The sequence below is a fragment of the Rhodococcus wratislaviensis genome, from assembly GCF_900455735.1.
Lineage (GTDB): Bacteria > Actinomycetota > Actinomycetes > Mycobacteriales > Mycobacteriaceae > Rhodococcus_F > Rhodococcus_F wratislaviensis.
The window spans coordinates 876292-897237 of the sequence record NZ_UAUI01000001.1; the positions used below are offsets into that span (position 1 = coordinate 876292).

A 20946-nucleotide genomic window follows, 5' to 3' on the forward strand; every position below is an offset into this window, starting at 1 on the left:
TCGGCCAGCCAGGTCGGGACGAGATACTCCGCCACAGTCAGACTCGCCGCGATACTCACGTTGTCGGTAGCCCGTGATGTCAGGCCCTGGCTCCGATCACCAACGTATCCGCGGAGTCCACGACGCCGCGAGACCAGTCGGTGACCATCTGGCGGTGCGTGGTCAGCTCGGCGCCATGGCTTCGGCGATCGATGAGTTCCAGCCCCAGCTGCCCTTCCAATACCTTGATTCGCCTGCTCGCCGACGGCTGACTGATCTGTTCGGCGCGGGCAGCGGCCGAGATGCTGCCGAGATCGGCGACCAAGACGAGCATGCGGAGAGGTTCGAGATCGATTACCGGACGCACTCTTTCAGACATGATCGCGCCTCACACACGTCGATACCCATAGCGAATTGCTAGAGGCCTGAGGGAAATCGGTGGCTCCGAATACGGCCGAGGACCACATCGAGTTCGACTCGGTGGTGGTTTATCCGGCAGGAGGTGCTCGAAGAGGAACATCTACACCCCTCCTTGTCCTCGAGACGGAGGAGGCGAGATCGGTTGCCCAGGCAACGCCCGGCTGACCATGGACGGCCATGGGCGCTGCCTCGGCATTGGACCGTCAGTCGGCCGAGACCTCGACCAGCTGTTTGCCGAAGTTGAGGCCGGTGAGCATCCCGATGAATGCCTTGGGGGCGTCCACCAGGCCGGAGGCGACGTCTTCGCGGTAACGGATCGAGCCGTCGGCCAGCCAGCCGGAGAGCTCCGGGAGCGCCCGGGGCCAGTAGCCCCGGTGGTCTGCGATGACGAACGCGTGGACGGTGACCCGATGCATCAACAGCTGCCGGACGCCCTTGAGGCCGTACGGCTCGTCGGCGTTGTACTGGCTGATGTTCCCGCACAGCGCGACCCGCGCGTGGTCGTTGACCCGCCCGAGCACGGCATCGAAGATCGGGCCGCCCACGTTCTCGAAGAGCACGTCGACGTAGTCGGGCGTCGCTTCGGCCAACTGCTCCTCGAAGGTCGCGGACCTGTAGTCGATGCAGGAGTCGAAGCCCAGCTCGCCGACCACGTAGGCACACTTCTCGGGACCTCCGGCGATGCCGACGACGCGAGCGCCCTTCAGCTTCGCCAGCTGACCCACGACGCTACCGACGGCACCGGAGGCCGCGGTGACGACCACCGTCTCTCCCGCCTTCGGCTCCGTGAGCTCGAGCAGGCCGTAGTGCGCGGTCACGCCGGGCATCCCGAGGACGCTCAGCGCCGCGGAGATCGGGCCGGCCTGGGGGTCGACGATGCGTACGTCGGCCGCGGAGACTAGGCCGTACTCCTGCCAACCCAGCGCGCAGGCGACCGTCGTACCCACGGGCAGCCCGGGGTCGCGGGTCTCGACGACCTCGGCGATCGTGGCACCGGGCATCAGCTGTCCTGGGTTCAGGTGCGGCACGTACGACCGCACCGGGTCCATCATCGGCCGCATGTACGGGTCCAGCGACAGGTACTTGACCTGCACGAGCGCCTGGCCCTCCGCCGGCTCGGGTGCGGTGCCGTGCTCGATCGCGAAGTCGGCCTCGGTCACCATCCCGTTCGGGTGTCGGCGCATGACGACCCGCGTGTTGGCCCGCGACATCATGAGCCCAACTTCGGCAGGAGGGCCTCGGCGTTGCGGTGCATGTAGGCATCCAGGGCGTCGTCGTCGATGTCGAGCTTGAGTGTCTCCGTGACCGACTCCTCGATGCCGTTGAACGAGTACGCGGAGGCATAGATGAACCGGTTCGGGAGCCAGTTGAGAGCGTCTGTGTAGTGCTCCCCACCGGGCGCGAACATGTAGACGTCCGGCGAGAGGAAGACGTTGTGGACGCCCGTTGCCTCGCTCTTGAATGCGAGCGCGATGGTCTCGGTGACGTATGGGAAGCAGCCGTGGCCGAGCACGACCGGCATGCTCGGGTGCCTGCGGGCGACGCGGTCGAATCGCACCGGGTCGGTGTGGCTGATGTCGGGTCCGGCCAGCGGGCCGCTCATGAACAGCAGCGGCACACCGAGCTCGTCGATCTTCTCGTAGATCGGGAAGATGCGCTCGTCGTCGGCGTACATGGGTTCACGTGCGAGACCGGGCTCCATGCACACCCCGACGAGACCGTGCTCCTTCATCGCGGTGTCGAGGCCGGCGATGATTTCCTCGGTGGGCTTGTCGAAGTCGATGCCGGAGAGACCGAGGATGCGGCCCCCGGTGCGCTGCGACAGCTCACCTAGGTCGGCGTCCTCGATGTGGACGGGCACGGGCCGGTTGACCGAGTGGCGGCCGTTGGCGACACCGACGCGGACCCCGGCACTGTCCATCTCGTCGACCATGGCGGCCAGGGCGCGTTCCTCGGAGCGCGGGAACGGGTCGGTGCTGATCGTGTACGAGCGCGGCACGGGGTTGCCGAGGATCCGGTTCACCGAGCCGACCACCGTGGGGGTGAAGAAGTTGCGGTACGGGCCCGTCGGCGGGCGGAGCCGGAAGTCGATGATGCGGCCGTTGAGCCTGGACATCCGGGCCTGAAGGGGGACATTCATGTCGAGTCTCCTCAGTTGAGTGATCTGTGGGGATCAGTTGGTGCCGCCTGGGAACCTACGCCGATATTCTGTTATTGTCGACACTAACCTTAGCCAGAGGAGAGAAGATGCTTGCGGCGCGAATTGTCCCCAGCCCATCCGGCGGAAGCCTCAGCGTTGAACCAGTCCCGGATCCGATCCCCGGCCCCGGCGAAGTGCTCGTGCGCGTCTTCGCCAGCGGCGTCAACCGCGGCGAGCTCAAGATGGTCGCCAAGGCCCAGTCCGGCGCGCCCCGCGGGATCGGGGTCGAGTTCGTCGGGGTCGTGGACGCCGTCGGTGAGGGGGTGGACCAGTGGGTGGCCGGCGACAAGGTCCTCGGCCACGGCACCGGAGGCCAGGCGGAGCTAGTGGTCGCCGCCGATCGCGCACTGATGCGGATGCCGGAAGGGCTGCCCTGGATCGACGCCGCCACCTTCCCCAATGTCTTCATCACCGCGCACGACGCCCTGGTCACGAACGGCCGCCTGGCACAGGGCGAGACCGTGCTCGTCAACGCGGCCGCCAGCGGCATCGCCCTGGCCGCGATGCGGATCGCGAAGTCGCTCGCAGGAGCCACCGTCATAGCCACAACCCGCTCCCCCGCCAAGGCCCAACGCCTGCTGGAGCTCGGTGCCGACCACGTGATCGTGGTGGGCCGCGACGACCAGGCCGAGGTCGTCAGGCAGGTGACCGACGGCCGAGGCGTCGACATCGTCATCGACTCGGTCGGAGGCACCGACCTCGAGGTGAACCTCTCGTGCCTGGCCGTCAAGGGTCGCCTGGTCAACATCGGCCGCCTCGGCTCGAGCTCGGCCCACCTCGACCTCGAGACCCTGTGGTTCAAGCGCCTGCACCTGATCGGCGTGACGTTCCAAACCCGCACCGAGGAAGAGCACTTCGCCTGCATCGAGGCCTGCGGTCGCGATCTGCTTCCCAAGCTGGCGCAGGGAGAGCTGTCGATGCCCGTGGATCGCACCTTCCCCCTGGAGGCCGTCGCGGACGCCCACGAGTACATGGCCACCGATGCGCACGTCGGGAAGATTGTGATCGTCGTCGCCAAGGACCTTCTCGACGAGGAGGCGGGCAAATGAAGATCACGTCGCACCTCGACAAGTTCCGGCGCATGACCGACCTGCTCACGCGCCTGGACCCGATCGACGACTTCGGTCTCTGGTACTGGACGAGCCTGACGGCAGGGACCACGGCGTACAACGCGTCGCTGCACCTCACCGGCGTCACCCGTGAGGAGACCGTGTTCTCGACCATTCCCGGCGTCCACGTGGTGCCCCAGGAGGACGGGACGTACGCCAGGGAGCTGCGGGGTCCGGGCGACGTGAGCCACGTCGGCTGGCCGGCCATCCCCGGGCCGTTGCCCCAAGAGCTCGTCGACATGGAGGCGGCCCTCCACACCCTGGAGCAGCACCGGGACCCGTGCCTGCGCGGATACCGCGAGCCGACCGCGGAGATCGTCACCGAGTGCGTCAACAGCCTGGCCTCGGTCACCTCCATTCTCGAGGCACTCACTGAGCGGCGACGGCGATGACCCCCGAACGCCACCGCCAGCTCGCAGAGCAGATCGGACGCGCGGCCGCGAAGTGCGGCCCCGCGGACTGGGAAGTGAAGATCGAGGCCGCCATGCTCGCCGGCACCCACTGGGCGAACCTCGTGCTCCACCGACGTGGCGTCAGCGACGAGGCCGAGGACATCGTCCACACATCCATGCTGATCGTGAACACGCTGCGGAAGTACAGCCTCGCGGAGCGCGACCTGATCGACGCCCTGAACGAAATCGAAGAGCTGCGGCCGCTCCACGTCCGCGGCGACGTCGACGGCGGCCCCGAGGCCGGCGACCTGGCGCTCGAGCTGCTCCGCAAGATTGCCGCCCGGGCGCACACCGTGATCGACATAGCCCCCCAACCGGAAGGAACATCATGCTCGGCCAGATGATGCAGCAACCGCTCCTGATCTCGTCCCTGCTCGTCCACGCCGAACGCCACCACGGCAGGCAGGAGATCGTGTCCCGCCGGATCGAGGGCGACATCCACCGGTACACCTTCCGCGACATGGCCCAGCGTTCCCGGCAAACGGCCCAGGCACTCGACGGCCTCGGCCTGCAGCACGGAGACCGCGTTGCCACGCTCGCCTGGAACGGCCACCGACACCTCGAGCTCTACTTCGGCGTCTCCGGCTCGGGCGCCGTGCTACACACGGTCAACCCACGGCTCCACGAAGACCAGATCGTTTGGATCATCGAGAACGCCGAGGACGACGTACTCGTCTTCGACCTCACGTTCGTCGACCTCGTACAGTCCATCGCGCCACGGCTGACGTCGGTGCGCGAGTTCGTGGTGATGACCGACCGGGCGCACATGCCCGACGTACCGGACTGGCGATGCTACGAGGACCTCCTGGCGCAGCACGACGGCGACTGGACCTGGCCGGCCTTCGACGAGCTGAGCGCGTCGTCGCTGTGCTACACCAGCGGCACGACGGGAGATCCCAAGGGCGTGCTTTACAGCCACCGCTCCACGGTCCTGCACACCTTCGGGGTCGCGCTCCCGGACTCACTCGGCCTCTCGGCCAGCGACGTGGTCATGCCGGTGGTTCCGATGTTCCACGTCAACGCCTGGGGCATGCCGTACGGCGCCTGCATGGTGGGCGCCAAGGTGGTCTTCCCCGGTGCGGATCTCGACGGCGCCTCCCTGCACGAGCTCATCGAGAACGAGGGCGTCACGCTATGCGCCGGCGTCCCGACCGTGTGGCAGGGGCTGCTCCAGCACTGCGCGAAGGCCGGCTCAGGCCTGGGGTCACTCCTGCGCGCGATCGTCGGCGGCGCCGCGTGCCCACCCCAGATGCTGCGGGACCTGGAGGAGACCGGCGTCGAGGTGATCCATGGTTGGGGTATGACCGAGACCAGCCCGTTTGGCACTGCCTCGGTGCTGAAGAAACACCAGCTCGATCTGCCCGATGGGGATCGCCTACACATCAAGGCGAAGCAAGGCCGCTGCGTCTTCGGCATCGACCTCAAGATCACCGACGACGAGGGTGTCGAACTTCCCTGGGACGGCCAGATCTCCGGTCATCTGATGACCCGCGGACACTGGGTGCTCGACGAGTACTTCGGTCGCAACGAGAGCCCCCTGATCGACGGCTGGTTCCCCACCGGAGACATCGCCTCCATCGACCCCGACGGGTTCATGCAGATCACTGACCGTTCGAAGGACGTCATCAAGTCCGGCGGCGAGTGGATCGGCTCCATCGACCTGGAGAACATCGCGATGGAGCACCCGGACGTCGCCGAGGCAGCCTGTATCGGGATCCGTCACCCCAAGTGGGACGAACGACCGCTCCTGGTCGTCGTGCCCAGGGGCGGGGCTGCGCCCTCGCGCGAGGAGCTGATCGCGTGGTACGCCGACAAGATCGCCAAGTGGTGGACGCCCGACGACGTCGTCTTCGTCGACTCCCTCCCTCTCGGCACAACCGGAAAGGTCCTCAAGCAGGCCCTGCGCGATCGGTTCGCCGGCCACTTCGACACTGCACCAGCCGCTGTCGTCTGAGGATTCCCCGATCACGACAGCATGAGCCGGCCCGGTCCCGAGAGGACCGGGCCGGCTTCTTCGTACCCGCCAAGCACGCCCCGAAAACACGAATCCGCCCCCTTCTGTCGACAGGGGACGGATTCGATGGAGCACTACGCCGAGCACTCCGATGGCCGGTGTGGACCAGCCACGCGCTCGGCTACGAGAACCTCTGCCACGACAGGAGTTTGCGCTCCGCGATGTCCATGCACGACGTCAGGATCAAAGCGAGCATGGCCAGGATGAACAATGTGCCGTAGACGCCGGCGATGTTGAACGTGTTGGTGTTGTAGATGATCAGCTGTCCGAGACCGCTGGTCGACGCCACCATCTCGCTGACCACGACGCCGAGCAGAGAGTAGACCGCCGACAGCTTCAGGCCGGCGAAGATCGTCGGGACCGCCGTCGGCAACGAGACTTTCCAGAACACCTGGCGTGCAGAGAAGCGGTTCAACTTCGCCAGCTTGACATGGTCGGGATCGACCGAGCGCAGGCCCGCCACGGTGTTGAGCAGAAGCACGAAGAACACGATGCTCACGCCCAGGGACACCTTCGACCAGATGGAGATGCCGAGGTAGAGGATCAGCAGCGGTGCCAGGGCAACGCGTGGCAGGGCGTTCAGGAAGTAGATGAACGGCGAGACGACAGCGGCAACGCGCTGGAACTGGCCGAAGAGGACGCCCACCAGGATGCCGGACGCCGAACCGATGACGAAGGCCAGGAACATCGCCATGCCTGTAGCGATCGCATTGCGATAGATGCTGCCGTCGCTCAGCGCCTCCCCCAGCCAGGAGGCGATGGCCGTCGGCTCGGGCAGGAAGTCCCGGTCGACCCAACCGCTGCGGGTGACGAGCTCCCAGATGCCGAGGAGCGCGCCCCCGAACACGAGCCGAGCACCCAGCAGGCGGATGCTACTCATCCGACCGGTTCCCGACTTGTTCTCGGTGAGTGTTGCGCTGCCCTTGTTCTCGCTGAGTGTTGTTGCGGTGAGCTTGTTCTCGCTGAGTGTTGCGGTGCGGATCATGTCAGCTCCTCCGTGCTGCGTCGAGTTGGAACTCCTCGCGGAGGGAGTCCCAGAGCTGGCCGTAAATGGCCTGGTACTCGGTGGAGACCTGGAGCCTCTCGATGTCGCGAGGCCTCGGGAGATCCACATGGATATCGCGCTTGATGCGACCCGGGCGGGCGCTCATGATCACGACGCGGTCAGCAAGCAGGATTGCTTCGTTGAGGTCGTGCGTCACCAAGATGACCGTGGACCTCGTCGCCTCCCACAGCTCGAGGAACTGCTCGTGGAGCAGCACGCGCGTCTGGGCGTCCAGGGCCGCGAACGGCTCGTCCATGAGCACGATCTTCGGTTCGGCCACCAACGTGCGAGCGATGGCGACGCGTTGTTTCATGCCCTGTGACAGCTGGCTCGGGTAGTGGTGCTCGAAACCTGCCAGGCGCACCTGCTCGAGGGCGGCAGCGGCCCGGTCTGCACGTTCGCTGCGCGAAAGGCCGAGGGGCTCCAGGGAGAACTCGACGTTCTTCTGAGCCGTGCGCCAGGGCATCAGCGCGTCGCGCGCCATCATGTAGCCCAGCCCGTCGGGCACCGACGTTCCGATCGAGCGGCCGTCCAGCAGGACCTGGCCGTCCGACGGGCAGACCAGACCGGCCACCATGTTCAGCAGCGTGGTCTTGCCACAGCCGGAGGGCCCGATGAGCGCCACGAACTCGCCCTGCTTGATGTCGAGGTCGACGTCATCGGTGGCGCGCACCTCGCTGTTGGCGCCGTACCGGTGGGAGACCCCCGAGAAGCGAATCTGAAAGTCCATGAACAGCTCCTGTCCGGTGTCAACGCCAGTCATTGCGGGACCTCGCCATGCAGAGTGACGCGGTTCAGGACGCGCTCCTGCTCGCCATAGTCGTGCACGGCGTAGTGCATGGTGCAGCGGTTGTCCCACATCACCACGTCACCGGGGGTCCAGACGTGACGGTAGGTGTTGTCGGGGGTGATCGAGTGCTCGTAGAGGTACCTCAGGAGCGGCACGCTCTCCTCGCGCGTCCAGCCCTCGATGCGGAGCAGGTTCTCCAGGTGCGAGACGTAGAGGGCCTTGCGACCAGACTCGGGGTGCGTACGCACGAGCGGGTGCACGGCCTCCGGGATGTCCTGCTCGTCGACGTTGAGCATCTTGCCGAGCTTGGAGCCGCGGAACCGGACGCGGAGGCCGTCGATGGTCTCCTGCATTGCGGGAGAAAGGGTCTCGTAGGCAAGGTACTGGTTCGACCACATCGTGTCGCCGCCGGCGGGGACGACCACGGCGGAGAGGATCGAGATCTTGGGCGGGACCGCCGTGAAGGGCGCGTCGTAATGCCACGCCTCCGTCGACGATGTCGCCTTGGGGATGTCCTTGATCTGGACGATCTCGGGGTGCCCGTCGAGCGGCTTCAGCATTGCGGTCACCACCGGGTCCCCCCAGAGTTTCGCGAAGTGCAACTGGCTCGCCGGGTCTATGTGCTGGCCGCGAAAGACCAGCAAGGTGCGCTCGAGGAACGCCGCGTGAAGCTGCTCGAAGACATCCTGCGAGAGCGGCACATCGATCCGGATGCCCTCGACGGAGGCTCCGATGGCCCCGGTCAAGGGGCTGAAGTGAATGGTCATCCCTGGTCTCCTACGTTGCTTCGGGCGGGGTGGCTCCGCCGACTGCCCTTCGGGTATGTGGGCCGCGTCACTCAACCTAACAGGGTGAATTATTCTTGTCGACATAATTCTTAAACCGAATCACAATGCGCCGAGTCCGGGCATGCGACAGCGTCGGGCATCGGCTTGCGGCCGACACCCGACGCTGAAAGACGCTGGCATCCTATTGATTTGCGGTCGTTGCACTGACGCCAGGCCGTTTGCCTGTGACCCCCGGAGCGCTCTAGTCAGACCGGGACTTCACCCTTCAATGTCACCCGATTGAGGGCGCGGTCCTGGTTGCCGTAGTCGTGCACGGCGTAGTGCATCGTGCAGCGGTTGTCCCACATCACGACATCACCCTCGCGCCACATGTGGCGGTAAAGGTTATCGGGCCCGATCGAATGGTTGTAGAGGTACTCGAGCAGCGGCAGGCTCTCCTCGCGCGTCCATCCCTCGACCCGCAGCAGGTTCTCGGTGTGCGTGATGTACAGCGCCTTGCGCCCGGTCTCCGGGTGGGTCCGCACCAGCGGGTGCACGGCCTCGGGGATGTCCTGCTCGTCGACGCTCAGCATCTTGCCGAGCTTGGAGCCGCGGAAGCGGACCTTGAGCCCGGTCAACCACACCTGCATGTCCGGCGATAGCCGCTCGAAGGCCTGATACTGGTTGGACCACATAGTGTCGCCACCGTGCGGGATCGTGACCCCAGCCAGGATCGAGATCTTCGGCGGGACCTCCGTGAACGGGGCGTCGTAGTGCCACGCCTCGGTCGCCGACGTCTCCTTCGGGATGTTGGTGATCTGCACGATCTCTGGTTGACCGTCCAGCGGCGTCAACATCGCCGTGACCACCGGGTCGCCCCAGCGACGGGCGAACTCGACATGCGTGGCCGGCTTGATGTGCTGATCGCGGAAGACGAGCATGAGGTACTCCAGGAACGCCTCATGGATTGCTGCGAAGCTGGCGTCATCCAGTTCGTCGAGGCGGACGCCCTCGACGCTGGCGCCAATCGACCCCGTCAGCGGGGTGATCTTGAGAGCCATTGCGATTCCTCCTGTTACTTAGCACTACGCCAGACCAGAGAGCCGGAACCTTCAGCGCCCGTCTTGCGAAGGACGATCAATTATTAGTGTCGACAATAGTAATCACACGCCTCGTTGTTCGACAAGGACTTCGTGACCATTCCTTTGCCCGTAGGAGCCAGCTTGCGTCTACGCCGGTCAGGCCGGGAGGAGGTCCACCGGCTCGATTGCCGCGCGGTGACTCCCGGCTGCGGCCAGGGCAATCCGACCACTCTCGCGCGGTTTGAGACACAGATGAGCCAGGTGTTCCGGTCATCCCGACGCAGCCATGCAGCTGAACCGCCTCCTCGGCCACCCTGACTGCGACGTCGCTGCAGTACGCCTCGGCGACGGAGGCGGCGATCACGGCATCCGGATCCTCAGCAGCCCGGCCGAGACCGTCGTGAGGCGACCTTGACGGTAGTTGCGTGCGCCTTCGCCCTTGCGGGTACGGATCCGATTACGTCGGACGAGGTCCCGAACGTTAGTCGGCGACCAACCGCGCCCCTTCGGCGAATCGTCCGATGCCTTGTTCGCGCTGCCGCCCGATGACATACCGGCCGGGGGCGATGCCGGTGGCTCCGTGCTCGGGGTGGATAAGGTACGCAGTCACTCGGGTGTCGAGGATACCGAGCGCGAGACGCCGGGGGTCGTTCACCGGCGTCGACCACGTGCAAACCCCTTCGTCAGCGACGAGGCTGTGTGGGTTCCCGCCCGCAGCGCTACGCAGCAACTCCACTCCTGAGAGCGGCACGTTCTCCGTCCGCGTCCACGCGGTGGACGTGACGATGCCGGCGACAAGCGCATACGGGATCACGATGAGATCGCCCTGGGCCTGCAGACCGTCGACGACCGGTATGGACACCTCCTGGTCGAGATAGTCGAACACATCGAGGCCGGTGAGGGCAGTGAGAGTGGACAAGGTCATGGGTGCATTCATGCGAGTCACCTTCGATTTCAGGGATTCAGGTTTCGGTCTTGTTCAGGTGCGACGAACGAGGCGGGCGTAGTCGACTCCGCCGAGGCCGTAGGTCCAGCCTGCGGCGTCCAGCGCCGATGAGATCCATCTGGGAACATGAAGCCCGTACTGCCGCCGATGTCCGTCGCGTTCGGAAGAACCGTTGACTGCGAGCAGGATACGGCCACTGCGCCCCCAGCCGTCCGGTGTCGCGTAGAGCCGCAAAGTGCGACCGGCGTTGCCGGGATCGTCGGCTTGGTCGACCAGCGTGAGTCCGGCCGCATCGATGTAGGTGTCCCATCCGAGGCGTTCAATGGCGCATCGGCGGATCTCGACGTTGCGTTCGCGTGCGATGCGTTCGGCAGTCGGGTCGCGAACGACCCAGCCCGGGACGATGGTCCCGTGCTGAACGAACACTGTGCGGCCGTCTTGGAATTCGAGTGCAGGGGCATCCGCGTGGTGCAGCCGGTGTTCGTTGTGCACACGGCCCGGTATGGGTTCGGTATGAAGGGTGGTGGGTCGTTCTGCCATGACACATACGTTGTCGAACGCCCACCACCATCCGGTTGCGCCAGTCAGCGCGATGTTGGCGTCGAGTAGCGCGTCGTCGTGGGAGTGGAATTTCGCGAGGCCGAATCGACGGTACGTGTCGTAGTAGGCGACCCGGTGGGCTTCTTGTTGTCCGTACCAGGTGACACCGAGGACAGCAGGGGTCAGAAGTGCCCGTATCGCAGCGGCGACTCCGTCGAAAAGCGTGGTGTGAAGCGAATCCCAGACGGTTGCTCGGATAATCCTATCGGGGCTGATGCCGACGCGGGCAGCATCCTCGGGCGGCTTCACCCGTGCGGCCTCGACCGCCCGGCGCTCGTTCGGCCAGTCGGATCTCCTGCGCTCGATTCGTGCGTCCATGCGTCTGCGTGATTCCGAGAGCATGGCTGCGATACGGGCGGAAGCGCAATGGATTCCGTTGCCATCGAACGACATCGGCGGTGACAAGCCTTCGGCGACGATGAGGTCCGATCCGGCGACGGGAGACGAAACCCACACGAACTCCGGTATTCGTAATCCTGACTTCCGATACAGTTGCGCGACAGCTGATTCTGCCGTGACGCGATCGGAGGGGCGTGCGCACAGCCCGTGCCCGAGCCATACATCACGCACGGCCTCGACGGCGAGAATGAAGTCGGAGGAGACATCGGTGTTCTCGGTAAATTGCGCTCGGGATCGATCCACCGAGCGAAACGGTGCGGCGCTCACGCGACGGTGGCGGTGTCCGCCTTTCCGGTAGTCATAGTTCTAGAGCGTGACACGAGGACGCGGCGCGCGCAAGGCCCGCGACTGACCCCGCACATGACAGAGTCGCAGTGAGCACGCCCAGCGATGACACCGACCACCGGATCGCCGAATGATACTCCGTCACTACTCACGCATCCAACGAGCTCAGAACCTGCTCGAGGACGCCGAACTGGACTTCGAACCAGCCAAGACGATGCCAGCCCTGGTCGTTTCAGTCCGGCAGACCCGCAGCGTGGTCGGCGCATCGGCACAAAACCCTCCGCACGTTTCCTCCACGAGCGCGAACATCCCCGATCGTGACAACACTGAGCGGCGTGCCGATGACACTTTTGCGAATCAATTACCAATTACTCCGTATGCCTTTGCAATTCGTGGAGCACATCGCGATCAGGCAACTCGACGAACAGGCACCAGCGCGCCTCGCCTACGAACAGTTGCTCATTCGATGCGACCGAGCGGCCGGTTACCTCCTCGAGGACGAGAACGCACACGGCCGTGCAGCAGCACTGCACCGACACACGACTGCCGTCCGGGTCGGAATCGCCCGTCGACACCGGCGAGTAGATGCCGAGAGCGCAACACTCCTCGATCTCCAGCGCGCACGGTTTCACCGGCGCCGCCAACCCCGGAGAAACACCGACCCGGCGTGAACGTGCCCGCGCACGGACCTGGGCCTACGAGGCCGACCGGTCACCGGCAGAGGGTGCGTTCGGCGGTTGCGATCAGGGTCCGGGAGACGTCGTCAACGGGGAGATTCCGCCCCGTGTAGAGCTGGTCGAAGCTGTCGAAGCTCGCCAACAGCCAGAGCAGGTCTGCGGCTTCGTCGACGGTGATCTCCGGCCGCAGGACATCCTGCTCGGCCAGTCGGTGGGCGAGGTGGGCCATCCCGCCGGCCCGGTTCTCCTCGATCCGCGCGATGGCCCCGCCGACGGCATCCGCGTCGAGTTGGGCCATCGAGAACAGCGCCCGGAAGACGTCGCGGTGGGCCGCGAACACCCGGACACCGGAGTCGATTCCGCCGCGCAGGTGCTCCCGCGCGTCCGGGTGCTCCACCGCATCCACCACCGCCTGAAACCCTGCCCGGTGCCACCACAGGTCGGTGGTGACTGCGTCGAACAGCCCCGCTCGTGAACCGAAGACGAGGTAGACGGTGGACCGGGAGACCCCCGCCGTGCGGGCAACCTGCTCGACACTCACCGGTGTGGACGGTGCTCGGCGCAGCCGGTCATAGACCGCGTCGAGGATGTTGCGGCGCGTTTCCTCTGCCGCCTCCGCGCGCAGGCGCTGCTCATACTTCCTGGTGGCCACAGCCGTCACTCTAACATTTTCACTTGACACATCGTCTTGTGAAGTTCACGCTATTAATCAAAAGACATCTTGTCCGGCGAAATCGAGAAGAGCCCGCTGCCCTCCCCGGACACCGAGACAACCCAGCCTTCCGACCAAGGAGCTGACGTCGTGAACAGCCCGACCACATCCACCCGTCCGCCGGCACCCCCGGCGTCCACGCCTGTACTCGTGGTCGGAACGGGTCCGGCGGGTTTGACCACGGCAATCACGCTGGCTCGGCACGGGATCGAGGTCATGGTCGTGGAGCGACGTGCCACCCAGTCGGGGCTGCCGAGGGCGGCCTCGGTCAGCACCCGCACGATGGAGCTGTTGCGTTCCTGGGGGCTGGAGCAGGAGATCCGGGCGGGCGGGGTCGAGGTCGAATGGAAGCAATGGGTCGGTCCTACACTCACCGCGGCCGGCGACACTCACCTGACCAGCTTCCCGACCCGGGAGCAGAGCGCGGTCCTCAGCCCGACCGCCCCTGCCTCGGTTCCACAAGATCACCTCGAACCCGTGTTGCTGGACCACCTGCGCTCGTTCGGCACCGCGCGGGTGGAGATGGGCACCGAAGTGGTCGGCCTGGACGGCCGAACCGATGACGTCCAGGTGACGTTGCGCGACGTCGAAACCCACGAAACCCGCATCGTCCACGCCCGCTACCTCGTCGCGGCGGACGGCGCGCGCAGCACGGTGCGCGACGCCCTCGGGATCGTGATGCGTGGGCCGGGGCGTCTGTCCCAGGCAGTCGGGACCGAGTTCCGCGCCCCGCTGTGGGAACTGCTCGGCGACCGCCGCTACTGCATCTACGCCGTCACCCACCCGGAAGCCGCCGGAGTCTTCGTCCCCGCCGGTCGCGGTGACCGATGGGTCTATGGCGTGGAACACGAACTCGCGCAGGAGCCCTCGCCAAGTCTGACGAAGGAGCAGTCCGCCCGCCTCATCCGGCTCGGCAGCGGACGTGCCGACCTGGCTCCGCGGATCGAACGCATCGGGACGTTCACCTTCGCCGCGCAGCTCGCCGACCGCTGGCGGGAGGGTGCCGCGTTTCTCGTCGGCGACGCCGCACACCAGATCACCCCACGCGGGGGCACCGGCATGAACACCGCCATCCAGAGCGCCTACGACCTCGGGTGGAAACTCGCCTGGGTGCTCCGCGGCTGGACCGGACCGCAACTGCTGGACACCTACGAGGCCGAGCGTCGACCGGTTGCCGCGCACAACGTGGCCCGATCGGCCGATCCGCACGGCGGGGCCCGACTCGCCGCACAAGAACTGCCCGCGGACCTCGGCGGCCGAATCCCGCACGTCTGGGTGCGCTCCCGGGCCGACGCTGCGTCCACCCTCGACCTACTCGGACCCGGGCTGACAATGTTCACGAACGGCCCGAGCGCAGCCTGGCAACGCGCTGCGAGTTCCATTCCCGGGCCTCCGCTCGTCGTCCACGACCTCGACGCCATCACCGCTCGCGGAATGGGCATCCCCCGCGGCGGGGCACTCCTGGCGCGCCCGGACGGGGCGCCTGCCGGATGGTGGCCGTCAGGCACCGAACCGGCCGCGGTACTGCGCGACGCGATCCGGGCCTTGCCGACGCCACCCGAGACAGCGGATCGACTCGCGGAAGGCGCCTACGCCCGTTGAGTGGAAGATTCGAGCTCATGCACGTCGTTGGGTGCGAGAGCGACGTTCGAGCATCAGGACGCTGATACTGGCGACAACCAGAACCACCGCCATGGCGAAGAAGACGTCGCGTGGAAGAAAGCCGGCGCCGAGTGCAGACCCGACGATCAACGGGCCGGCGATTCCACCGAGCCGTCCGATCCCGAGGGCCCAGCCGACTCCGGTGGACCGCATTCCGGGTGGATACAGCACAGTTGCGAGGGCGATGACGCTCATCTGCCCGCCGGTCACACACGTTCCCGTCAGGAATGCAGTTCCGAGAAGTGCCCAAGTGCTGCCGCCGCCGATGACCAACCCCAGCGCGGCGACAAAGGCCGCACCACCGAGATAGACAATGCCCAGAGTGCGGAACGGGTTGGTCTTGTCCATCGCGGGACCGATGACGATTGCTGCCAGAATCCCGCCGATCGTGGTCAAGACGGTCGAGGCGATCACGACGCGTGAAGACGCTCCCAGCGAGCCGACGATCGTCGGAAGCCAACTTTGAATTGCGTAGAAGGCCGCCAGATTTGCCGCGAATGCAGTCCACAGCAGGAGGGTGCTCAGGAACCACCTGCCGCGTACCAGATCGACGACCACCTGAACCCTCCCACGATCGGGTTCCTCGACACTCGAGTAGTCGGCCCGAATGACCGCATCCGCAGGCAAGCCGGGTTCGATGCGGCGGAGGGTGGCGTGTGCACGGGCGGAGGCGCCGCGCATCAGAAGGTAGCGGGGCGAATCGGGGAAGTAACGCAGCAGAAGAACGAGTAGCACCAATGGCACGATGCCTCCGATGACGAACATCGCGCGCCAGCCCCAGTGTGGGATGACGATGCCGGAGACGATTCCCGCGGCTACGAAGCCGAGTGCGAACCAACAGTAGATGAACATCACGAAGGACGACCGTCGCCGGACGGGGGCGAATTCGCTGGTCAGAGCGACAAGGCTGGGGATGGCTGCGCCCAGCCCGGCACCGGTCAGGAAACGCAGGGTGATCAGCTGAATCGGGCCGGTCGTGAGAGCGCAGAGCAGGGTGAGGATGCCGAACAGTGCGGTGCACGCGATGACGGTGCGTCGGTGTCCATACCGATTCGCCAAGGGTGACAAAACCAGGTATCCGACCATCAATCCCACGATCGCCGCGGAGAAGATCGGGCCGAGCGATGCGAGGGGTAGACCCCATTCCCGGGCTATCGCCGGCGCGACGAAGCTGATCGCCTGGGTGTCGAAGCCGTCGAGGAACATGACGGCTCCGGCAAGGGCAAGCAGGAGGTAGTGGAAGCGGCCGACGGGTCGTCTGTCGATGACATCACTGACGAGAATCCCGTGGGCAGGGCGCACTGGGGAGCGGGAGAGTTCCGAGTCCATTACGACTTCTTTCGCGTTGGGGCGAGTCCGGTTCGGGGTAGGCATCGCGTCCCCGTGGTGTCCGAGAACGGGACCGCCTCGTTGCCCGATGACGAAGACCATAGAAGTGGATTGCGTTACAGTCAATAGCTGTAACCTATCCTCTGTGTCTACGCTCTACCCACTGCGACGGCCCATCCAGGCCGTTCCAGCACTTCTCCACCACGGAGTGGAGGGCAATCACCGAACCCCCGGTCAGGTCCCACTGGCTGGTCAACCCCAAGGAGAGCACGTGAATGTGCAAGCGGCACTTATCGGATCGCCGTCGATGAGTTCATTCGATTTCGCGCTATCGGTGCTACGAGTCAGCCTCGGTGGCACCATGGCCGCTCACGGTTGCCACAAGATCTTCCTCGGCGGCCGTCTGTCAGGAAACGCCACATGGTTCGAGAGACTGGGGATGCGGCCCGGCGCCTTCCACGTTCGCGTGGCGGCAGGGACCGAGATCCTGGCCGGGGCCGCCCTCGCCCTCGGCCTGTTCACTTCGGTCGCCGCCGCAGCTTTCGTGGCACTCATGCTCGTCGCCGCCTGGACAGTGCACCGCCCCAACGGTTTCTACATCATGGGCTCGGGCTGGGAATACACATTCATCCTCGCGGTGACTGCCGTGTGCATCGCCGTTCTGGGCGCCGGAGAGTTCAGCGTCGAACATTTGATGTTCGGCAGTAATCCGCTCGATGGATGGACCGGACTCGTCGTTGCAGTAGGCGTCGGCGCCGTCGGTGGGATCGGCCAGCTGGTTCTGTTCTATCGGCCGGCGAACGCCGAAGCCGCATAGTTCGGCACCGACCCGGGACCCGCACGCGAAAGCGTTGCGGGTCCTGCCATTCCCGAGTCCACTCCCCCGGCGCCGCCGGAACCGTGGGGAGAAGTATCCCGGATACGCGAAACTACCCGCTCGCCCGAGATGGGCGAGCGGGTAGAGAACTGCCGGACTATGGCGCGCCGTCGTCGCCGTAGAACCTGGCGAAGGACGTCACCGGCTCCCGGCTGGTGCTGTGACCGTTCAATTTGTGTTGGCGGTCCGCGTAGCCCAGAGCCAGGCCGCAGACAATGATGTGGTCCTCCGGGATGTCGAGCTGCTGCCGCAACACCGGATAGAAGTCGATGAAGGACGCCTGTGGGCAGGTGTCCAGTCCGATGCCGCGAGCGGCGAGAATCAAAGCCTGCAGAAAGAGACCGGCATCGACGAGAGCGCCGGCCAATGGGTGACGACTCACGGTCACGATGAGACCTACCGGCGCGCCGAAGAAGTCGTAATTGCGACGGTGGTGCGCCAACCGCGCCTCCGCATCCGTCGGCGCGATGCCGAGCGCGCCCCCGTAGAGGCCTTCACCGAACTGTCGGCGCCGCGTATGGAAGGGCTCCGGCCACTCGTCAGGCTTCGGCTGGTAGTCGTACTCCCGGGTTCGCACCCGACCATCCGTGTCATGGGCGGCCAGCAGGGCCGCCGTGAGGCGGGCCTTGACCGAGCCCGTGACTACGTGAACCTGCCATGGCTGGCAGTTCGAATTGCTCGCTGAGCGCGCTGCCAGTTCCAGGAGCCGTTCGACGACCGAGCGCGGAACCGGCGTCGCCGAGAAGGCTCGAACGCTCCGCCTGCTCAGCAGAGCCTGCTCGACCGTCAGTTGCCTCGCTGCGTTGTTCGACTCCGGGAGCACCTCTGATGCGGGGGTGGTCGTTTCGTTCATGAAACACTGGACCTCTTCCAACATCAGCCGACCGTGGCCGGGGTGATGTCGTACGAGATCCGTCCTGCAGGGAGATAGAACAGCGCGATCAACGCTCCTCCCCTGACCTCCGGATAGTGATGACTGCCAGGACCCGGCGCAGTCCAACCCGCGCCCTGCCAGCCGCGCGGTCCGGCAAGTTCGGCGCCCGGATCGAGCGGTACGACGAGATTCAGTTCACCGTAGGGATGCTGGTGGTACTGGCCGCGGTAGCGGGGCACGCTGTCCATATAGACCGCGGTAACGCTGAAGTAGTTGAGGACGTCGCTCGGTTCGGCGATGCGACTCCGCCGATAGCGCGGCCCGTCGACTTCGACGTTCGCGGCCCACCCTTCTTCGACGCCGTCCGTGATCATCTGCGCAAGGTCGTCGTACAGAGCGGTTCCGGGGCCGTACGTGCTGTTGAGCCAGTCTTCCAGCTCGCCGCCGGCAGTGCGGTTCTTCACCTCTTCGAGGAACGGAATACTGCGCTCGATCAGGGCTTGGCTGGGATTCATCTTGACTCCTACGAATGAGACTCACACCACTCTTGCGGCTACTCGCACAGTAGGACGTAATTACGTTACAGTCAACATCTGTAACGTAACTGCATCGGAAGACATCGCATGCCTCACTCGCCCTCGTGGAGAACCCCTCCTCGAGAAGTCCGCCCACGGTCTCACGCCGCGGCCTTCACCATGGTCGCTGCGATCACTGCCACACTGGTCGGCGCCTCCGCAGTTCCAACCCCGCTCTACGCGATCTACCAGCAGAGATGGGCGCTCTCCACGTCGCAATCCACACTCGCGTTCGGCGTGTACGCCGTCAGCCTGCTGTTGGCCCTGCTGACCGTCGGTTCGCTTTCCGATCAGATCGGCCGGCGCCCCGTCATCGTCGCCGCGCTCATGCTCGAAATAGCATCCATGGCGATCTTTGCCGGCGCAACCGGCCTGGAGTTACTTCTCGTTGCGCGGATTGTGCAGGGCTTCGCGACCGGCGCCGCAATCAGCGCACTGGGTTCTGCGCTTGTCGACCTCGAAGCCTCCCCAGGCCATGGCGCCCGGATCAACAGCAGTGCCCACCCGATCGGACTCGCAGTGGGAGCACTCTTCTCGAGTACTGTGAGCGAGCACTTCCCCCGGCCCACCAGTACCGTCTATCTCGTTCTCCTCGTCGTGTTCGTGGTGGAAATCGCAGCGGCACTGACGATCCCGGAAACCGCGCCGCGCCGACGCAACCGCCCCGTGTCGATTCGACCGCGGGTGACAGTTCCGGGGCCCGCAGTCGGGGCGTTCCTTCTCACCGTTCCGTACGTTGTCGCGGTGTGGGCTCTCGCCGGCTTCTACCTCTCCCTCGGCCCGTCGCTCGCCCACAACGCGTTGCACGTACATACGTCGATGGTCGGCGCCGCGATGGTGGCGACGCTGACCGGAACCGGGGCTGCGTCCATCTTCGTGCTACGCGCTGTCGGGCCACGGACGATCCTGCTCGTGGGCGCCGGGACCCTCGTCGCCGGAGTCGCCACAACGCTCTACGGCTCCGAAAAATCCTCCGCAATTGCGATTCTGACCGGAACGGCCATCGCAGGCGTGGGCTTCGGAGCAGGATTTCAGAGCGCGATCCGCACTGTCATGCCCCTTGTGCAACCTCACGAGAGAGCCGCACTCCTGTCGAGTGTCTATACGGTCGCCTACCTCGCCAATTGCATTCCCTCCCTGGTTGCGGGATCTCTCATCGACCGCCTCGGCTTCATCGCAACCACGAGGATCTATGCGGGCCTGGTGGCATCGCTCGCTACCACCGCCTTCGTCGGACTCGCCTTCCGCCGCAATCGAGCGGACGCGCCCTCGAGTGCGTGACTCGCCGGTGGGCGCCGCCGACGCACCGCTACGTGCAGCCGGCACCGGAAAAAGTTACAATCACCGCCCGTAACCAAACTCGACAAGGGGTGAACGATGGCTGAGAAGTCGGCTGGGACGGCTCCATCGGACACCACGGATGCAACGAGCTCGCGGGGTGGCAGACCTCGTGATCCGGCCCTGGACGACGCGATCATCGAAGCGACACGACGACGCCTGGTATTGGACGGGTACTCGCAAATGTCCATGGGAGACATCGCTTCCGACGCAGGAGTCACCCGGCCCACCATCTACCGTCGATGGCCCGGCAAGTTCGAGCTCGTCGTGGACGCCCTGGACTACGGATTCCGCGCTCAGCGAGCGTCGTACCCGGGTCTCGAACTCGAAAAGTTGCCACCATTCGACGCCTTCGTCGAAGCTGTCCGCAGGGTCGACCCGTGCTATTTCAATCCGGATGCGATGGTCCTGATGGGCAATTTCATGGGCGAGAAGCTACGGACACCAGCACTGCTCGAGATAGTGCGCGAGCACGCGGTCGAACCGCGAGTGAATCTGGTCGAGCGTGTCCTGGAGAATCTGCGCGACCGCAAGGCGGTTCGCGCCGACGTCGATACCCACACCGTTGCAACGTTGTGCTTCGGCGCCTACTACGCAGCCTTCCTCCGCGGGGACACCGACACCGCAGATCTCGCCCACAGAGTCGCTTCGACCATCTGGTCCGGCATCGCCGCATCCTAGGGCGCGGAAGGCTTGGCGCCGCCCGGCAGCCGTTTCCGAAGTGACGAAGCACCAGGTCCGGGTGATGATTTGGGTATCCCACCCGAGGTGGGGAGAGGGCCCGCCCCTCTGTTGGAGATCACTCATCGGGCAG

At 65.5% G+C, this 20946-nt stretch carries 22 protein-coding genes; 8 read left to right on the forward strand and 14 right to left on the reverse strand.

The features are described 5' to 3' along the window. Positions 1 to 79 precede the first annotated feature (79 nt). From DTA22_RS36655 to DTA22_RS03965, 3 genes are all read right to left on the reverse strand, one after another. Positions 80 to 313, reverse strand: a complete 234-nt coding sequence (locus tag DTA22_RS36655; protein WP_052032989.1) for a helix-turn-helix domain-containing protein — start codon at positions 311 to 313, stop codon at positions 80 to 82. Positions 314 to 602: 289 nt separating this feature from the next. Further along, a complete protein-coding gene (locus tag DTA22_RS03960) occupies positions 603 to 1613 on the reverse strand; it encodes an NADP-dependent oxidoreductase (RefSeq protein WP_218027702.1) in 1011 nt (336 codons plus the stop codon). Further along, positions 1610 to 2539, reverse strand: coding sequence for an amidohydrolase family protein (locus DTA22_RS03965; RefSeq protein ID WP_128638244.1), 930 nt, complete (start codon positions 2537 to 2539; stop codon positions 1610 to 1612). The genes DTA22_RS03960 and DTA22_RS03965 overlap by 4 nt, the downstream gene beginning before the upstream one ends. Positions 2540 to 2646: 107 nt before the next feature. Between DTA22_RS03965 and DTA22_RS03970 the strand changes: the two genes are divergently transcribed. Genes DTA22_RS03970 through DTA22_RS03985 form a run of 4 tightly spaced genes read left to right on the forward strand, consistent with a single transcriptional unit; the run spans position 2647 to position 6114 of the window. Continuing rightward, complete coding sequence (locus DTA22_RS03970; RefSeq protein WP_112298543.1) at positions 2647 to 3648, forward strand: quinone oxidoreductase family protein; 1002 nt, start codon at positions 2647 to 2649, stop codon at positions 3646 to 3648. Then, a complete protein-coding gene (locus DTA22_RS03975; protein ID WP_037229686.1) occupies positions 3645 to 4100 on the forward strand; it encodes a hypothetical protein in 456 nt (151 codons plus the stop codon). The genes DTA22_RS03970 and DTA22_RS03975 overlap by 4 nt, the downstream gene beginning before the upstream one ends. Further along, positions 4097 to 4504: a hypothetical protein gene (locus DTA22_RS03980; RefSeq protein ID WP_052032987.1), complete on the forward strand. Its 408-nt coding sequence runs from the start codon at positions 4097 to 4099 to the stop codon at positions 4502 to 4504. Before DTA22_RS03975 ends, DTA22_RS03980 begins: the two co-directional genes overlap by 4 nt. Next, positions 4489 to 6114, forward strand: a complete 1626-nt coding sequence (locus tag DTA22_RS03985) for a 3-(methylthio)propionyl-CoA ligase (RefSeq protein WP_037229682.1) — start codon at positions 4489 to 4491, stop codon at positions 6112 to 6114. The genes DTA22_RS03980 and DTA22_RS03985 overlap by 16 nt, the downstream gene beginning before the upstream one ends. Before the next feature lie 181 nt (positions 6115 to 6295). Here the strand turns inward: DTA22_RS03985 and DTA22_RS03990 are convergent, their stop codons facing one another. The 8 genes from DTA22_RS03990 to DTA22_RS04030 all read right to left on the reverse strand — a co-directional run bounded on the left by DTA22_RS03990 (position 6296) and on the right by DTA22_RS04030 (position 13417). Then, entirely contained in the window at positions 6296 to 7159 is an 864-nt protein-coding gene (locus DTA22_RS03990) for an ABC transporter permease (RefSeq protein ID WP_052032986.1), read from the reverse strand. 1 nt (position 7160) lies between these two features. Next, on the reverse strand, positions 7161 to 7949 hold the full coding sequence (locus DTA22_RS03995) for an ABC transporter ATP-binding protein (protein ID WP_112298876.1): 789 nt from the start codon (positions 7947 to 7949) through the stop codon (positions 7161 to 7163). A gap of 29 nt (positions 7950 to 7978) precedes the next feature. Then, complete coding sequence (locus DTA22_RS04000; protein WP_112298544.1) at positions 7979 to 8776, reverse strand: TauD/TfdA dioxygenase family protein; 798 nt, start codon at positions 8774 to 8776, stop codon at positions 7979 to 7981. A 266-nt stretch (positions 8777 to 9042) separates the two neighbouring features. Next, the gene (locus DTA22_RS04005) at positions 9043 to 9837 is read right to left on the reverse strand and encodes a TauD/TfdA dioxygenase family protein (RefSeq protein ID WP_112298545.1); all 795 of its coding nucleotides are present in this window, start codon (positions 9835 to 9837) and stop codon (positions 9043 to 9045) included. A 76-nt stretch (positions 9838 to 9913) separates the two neighbouring features. After that, positions 9914 to 10222, reverse strand: a complete 309-nt coding sequence (locus DTA22_RS36660) for an acyl-CoA dehydrogenase family protein (RefSeq protein ID WP_322789933.1) — start codon at positions 10220 to 10222, stop codon at positions 9914 to 9916. 117 nt (positions 10223 to 10339) lie between these two features. Next, positions 10340 to 10795 carry a hypothetical protein gene (locus DTA22_RS04015; RefSeq protein WP_112298546.1) on the reverse strand — a complete coding sequence of 152 codons (456 nt, stop codon included), beginning with the start codon at positions 10793 to 10795 and terminating at the stop codon, positions 10340 to 10342. 42 nt (positions 10796 to 10837) lie between these two features. Next, on the reverse strand, positions 10838 to 12070 hold the full coding sequence (locus DTA22_RS04020; RefSeq protein WP_112298547.1) for a DUF6745 domain-containing protein: 1233 nt from the start codon (positions 12068 to 12070) through the stop codon (positions 10838 to 10840). A gap of 729 nt (positions 12071 to 12799) precedes the next feature. Continuing rightward, the gene (locus DTA22_RS04030; protein ID WP_112298549.1) at positions 12800 to 13417 is read right to left on the reverse strand and encodes a TetR/AcrR family transcriptional regulator; all 618 of its coding nucleotides are present in this window, start codon (positions 13415 to 13417) and stop codon (positions 12800 to 12802) included. A 150-nt stretch (positions 13418 to 13567) separates the two neighbouring features. Here DTA22_RS04030 and DTA22_RS04035 point away from each other — a divergent pair, with 150 nt between their 5' ends. Further along, complete coding sequence (locus DTA22_RS04035; RefSeq protein ID WP_160118490.1) at positions 13568 to 15079, forward strand: FAD-dependent monooxygenase; 1512 nt, start codon at positions 13568 to 13570, stop codon at positions 15077 to 15079. 15 nt (positions 15080 to 15094) lie between these two features. Here DTA22_RS04035 and DTA22_RS04040 read toward each other — a convergent pair whose 3' ends face one another. Next, positions 15095 to 16468, reverse strand: coding sequence for an MFS transporter (locus tag DTA22_RS04040; RefSeq protein WP_174233737.1), 1374 nt, complete (start codon positions 16466 to 16468; stop codon positions 15095 to 15097). A gap of 307 nt (positions 16469 to 16775) precedes the next feature. On the opposite strand from DTA22_RS04040, the gene DTA22_RS04045 reads away from it, so the two are divergent. Next, a complete protein-coding gene (locus tag DTA22_RS04045; protein WP_112298878.1) occupies positions 16776 to 17285 on the forward strand; it encodes a DoxX family protein in 510 nt (169 codons plus the stop codon). A 157-nt stretch (positions 17286 to 17442) separates the two neighbouring features. Here DTA22_RS04045 and DTA22_RS04050 read toward each other — a convergent pair whose 3' ends face one another. Continuing rightward, the gene (locus DTA22_RS04050; protein ID WP_245973476.1) at positions 17443 to 18222 is read right to left on the reverse strand and encodes a nitroreductase; all 780 of its coding nucleotides are present in this window, start codon (positions 18220 to 18222) and stop codon (positions 17443 to 17445) included. Then, the gene (locus DTA22_RS04055) at positions 18222 to 18734 is read right to left on the reverse strand and encodes a DUF4863 family protein (RefSeq protein WP_112298551.1); all 513 of its coding nucleotides are present in this window, start codon (positions 18732 to 18734) and stop codon (positions 18222 to 18224) included. The genes DTA22_RS04050 and DTA22_RS04055 overlap by 1 nt, the downstream gene beginning before the upstream one ends. Positions 18735 to 18914: 180 nt before the next feature. Here DTA22_RS04055 and DTA22_RS04060 point away from each other — a divergent pair, with 180 nt between their 5' ends. Next, positions 18915 to 20075: an MFS transporter gene (locus DTA22_RS04060; RefSeq protein WP_112298552.1), complete on the forward strand. Its 1161-nt coding sequence runs from the start codon at positions 18915 to 18917 to the stop codon at positions 20073 to 20075. A gap of 96 nt (positions 20076 to 20171) precedes the next feature. Beyond that, complete coding sequence (locus DTA22_RS04065; protein ID WP_037229659.1) at positions 20172 to 20813, forward strand: TetR/AcrR family transcriptional regulator; 642 nt, start codon at positions 20172 to 20174, stop codon at positions 20811 to 20813. The last annotated feature ends 133 nt before the right edge of the window (positions 20814 to 20946 follow it).

What these genes read in the sequence shown, in the direction of transcription:
- DTA22_RS36655 (WP_052032989.1), bottom strand. Translation starts at nt 313, where the DNA reads ATGCTCGTCTTGGTCGCCGATCTCGGCAGCATCTCGGCCGCTGCCCGC.
- DTA22_RS03960 (WP_218027702.1), bottom strand. Translation starts at nt 1,613, where the DNA reads ATGATGTCGCGGGCCAACACGCGGGTCGTCATGCGCCGACACCCGAAC.
- DTA22_RS03965 (WP_128638244.1), bottom strand. Translation starts at nt 2,539, where the DNA reads ATGAATGTCCCCCTTCAGGCCCGGATGTCCAGGCTCAACGGCCGCATC.
- DTA22_RS03970 (WP_112298543.1), top strand. Translation starts at nt 2,647, where the DNA reads ATGCTTGCGGCGCGAATTGTCCCCAGCCCATCCGGCGGAAGCCTCAGC.
- DTA22_RS03975 (WP_037229686.1), top strand. Translation starts at nt 3,645, where the DNA reads ATGAAGATCACGTCGCACCTCGACAAGTTCCGGCGCATGACCGACCTG.
- DTA22_RS03980 (WP_052032987.1), top strand. Translation starts at nt 4,097, where the DNA reads ATGACCCCCGAACGCCACCGCCAGCTCGCAGAGCAGATCGGACGCGCG.
- DTA22_RS03985 (WP_037229682.1), top strand. Translation starts at nt 4,489, where the DNA reads ATGCTCGGCCAGATGATGCAGCAACCGCTCCTGATCTCGTCCCTGCTC.
- DTA22_RS03990 (WP_052032986.1), bottom strand. Translation starts at nt 7,159, where the DNA reads ATGATCCGCACCGCAACACTCAGCGAGAACAAGCTCACCGCAACAACA.
- DTA22_RS03995 (WP_112298876.1), bottom strand. Translation starts at nt 7,949, where the DNA reads ATGGACTTTCAGATTCGCTTCTCGGGGGTCTCCCACCGGTACGGCGCC.
- DTA22_RS04000 (WP_112298544.1), bottom strand. Translation starts at nt 8,776, where the DNA reads ATGACCATTCACTTCAGCCCCTTGACCGGGGCCATCGGAGCCTCCGTC.
- DTA22_RS04005 (WP_112298545.1), bottom strand. Translation starts at nt 9,837, where the DNA reads ATGGCTCTCAAGATCACCCCGCTGACGGGGTCGATTGGCGCCAGCGTC.
- DTA22_RS04015 (WP_112298546.1), bottom strand. Translation starts at nt 10,795, where the DNA reads ATGAATGCACCCATGACCTTGTCCACTCTCACTGCCCTCACCGGCCTC.
- DTA22_RS04040 (WP_174233737.1), bottom strand. Translation starts at nt 16,468, where the DNA reads ATGGACTCGGAACTCTCCCGCTCCCCAGTGCGCCCTGCCCACGGGATT.
- DTA22_RS04045 (WP_112298878.1), top strand. Translation starts at nt 16,776, where the DNA reads ATGAGTTCATTCGATTTCGCGCTATCGGTGCTACGAGTCAGCCTCGGT.
- DTA22_RS04050 (WP_245973476.1), bottom strand. Translation starts at nt 18,222, where the DNA reads ATGTTGGAAGAGGTCCAGTGTTTCATGAACGAAACGACCACCCCCGCA.
- DTA22_RS04055 (WP_112298551.1), bottom strand. Translation starts at nt 18,734, where the DNA reads ATGAATCCCAGCCAAGCCCTGATCGAGCGCAGTATTCCGTTCCTCGAA.
- DTA22_RS04060 (WP_112298552.1), top strand. Translation starts at nt 18,915, where the DNA reads ATGGTCGCTGCGATCACTGCCACACTGGTCGGCGCCTCCGCAGTTCCA.
- DTA22_RS04065 (WP_037229659.1), top strand. Translation starts at nt 20,172, where the DNA reads ATGGCTGAGAAGTCGGCTGGGACGGCTCCATCGGACACCACGGATGCA.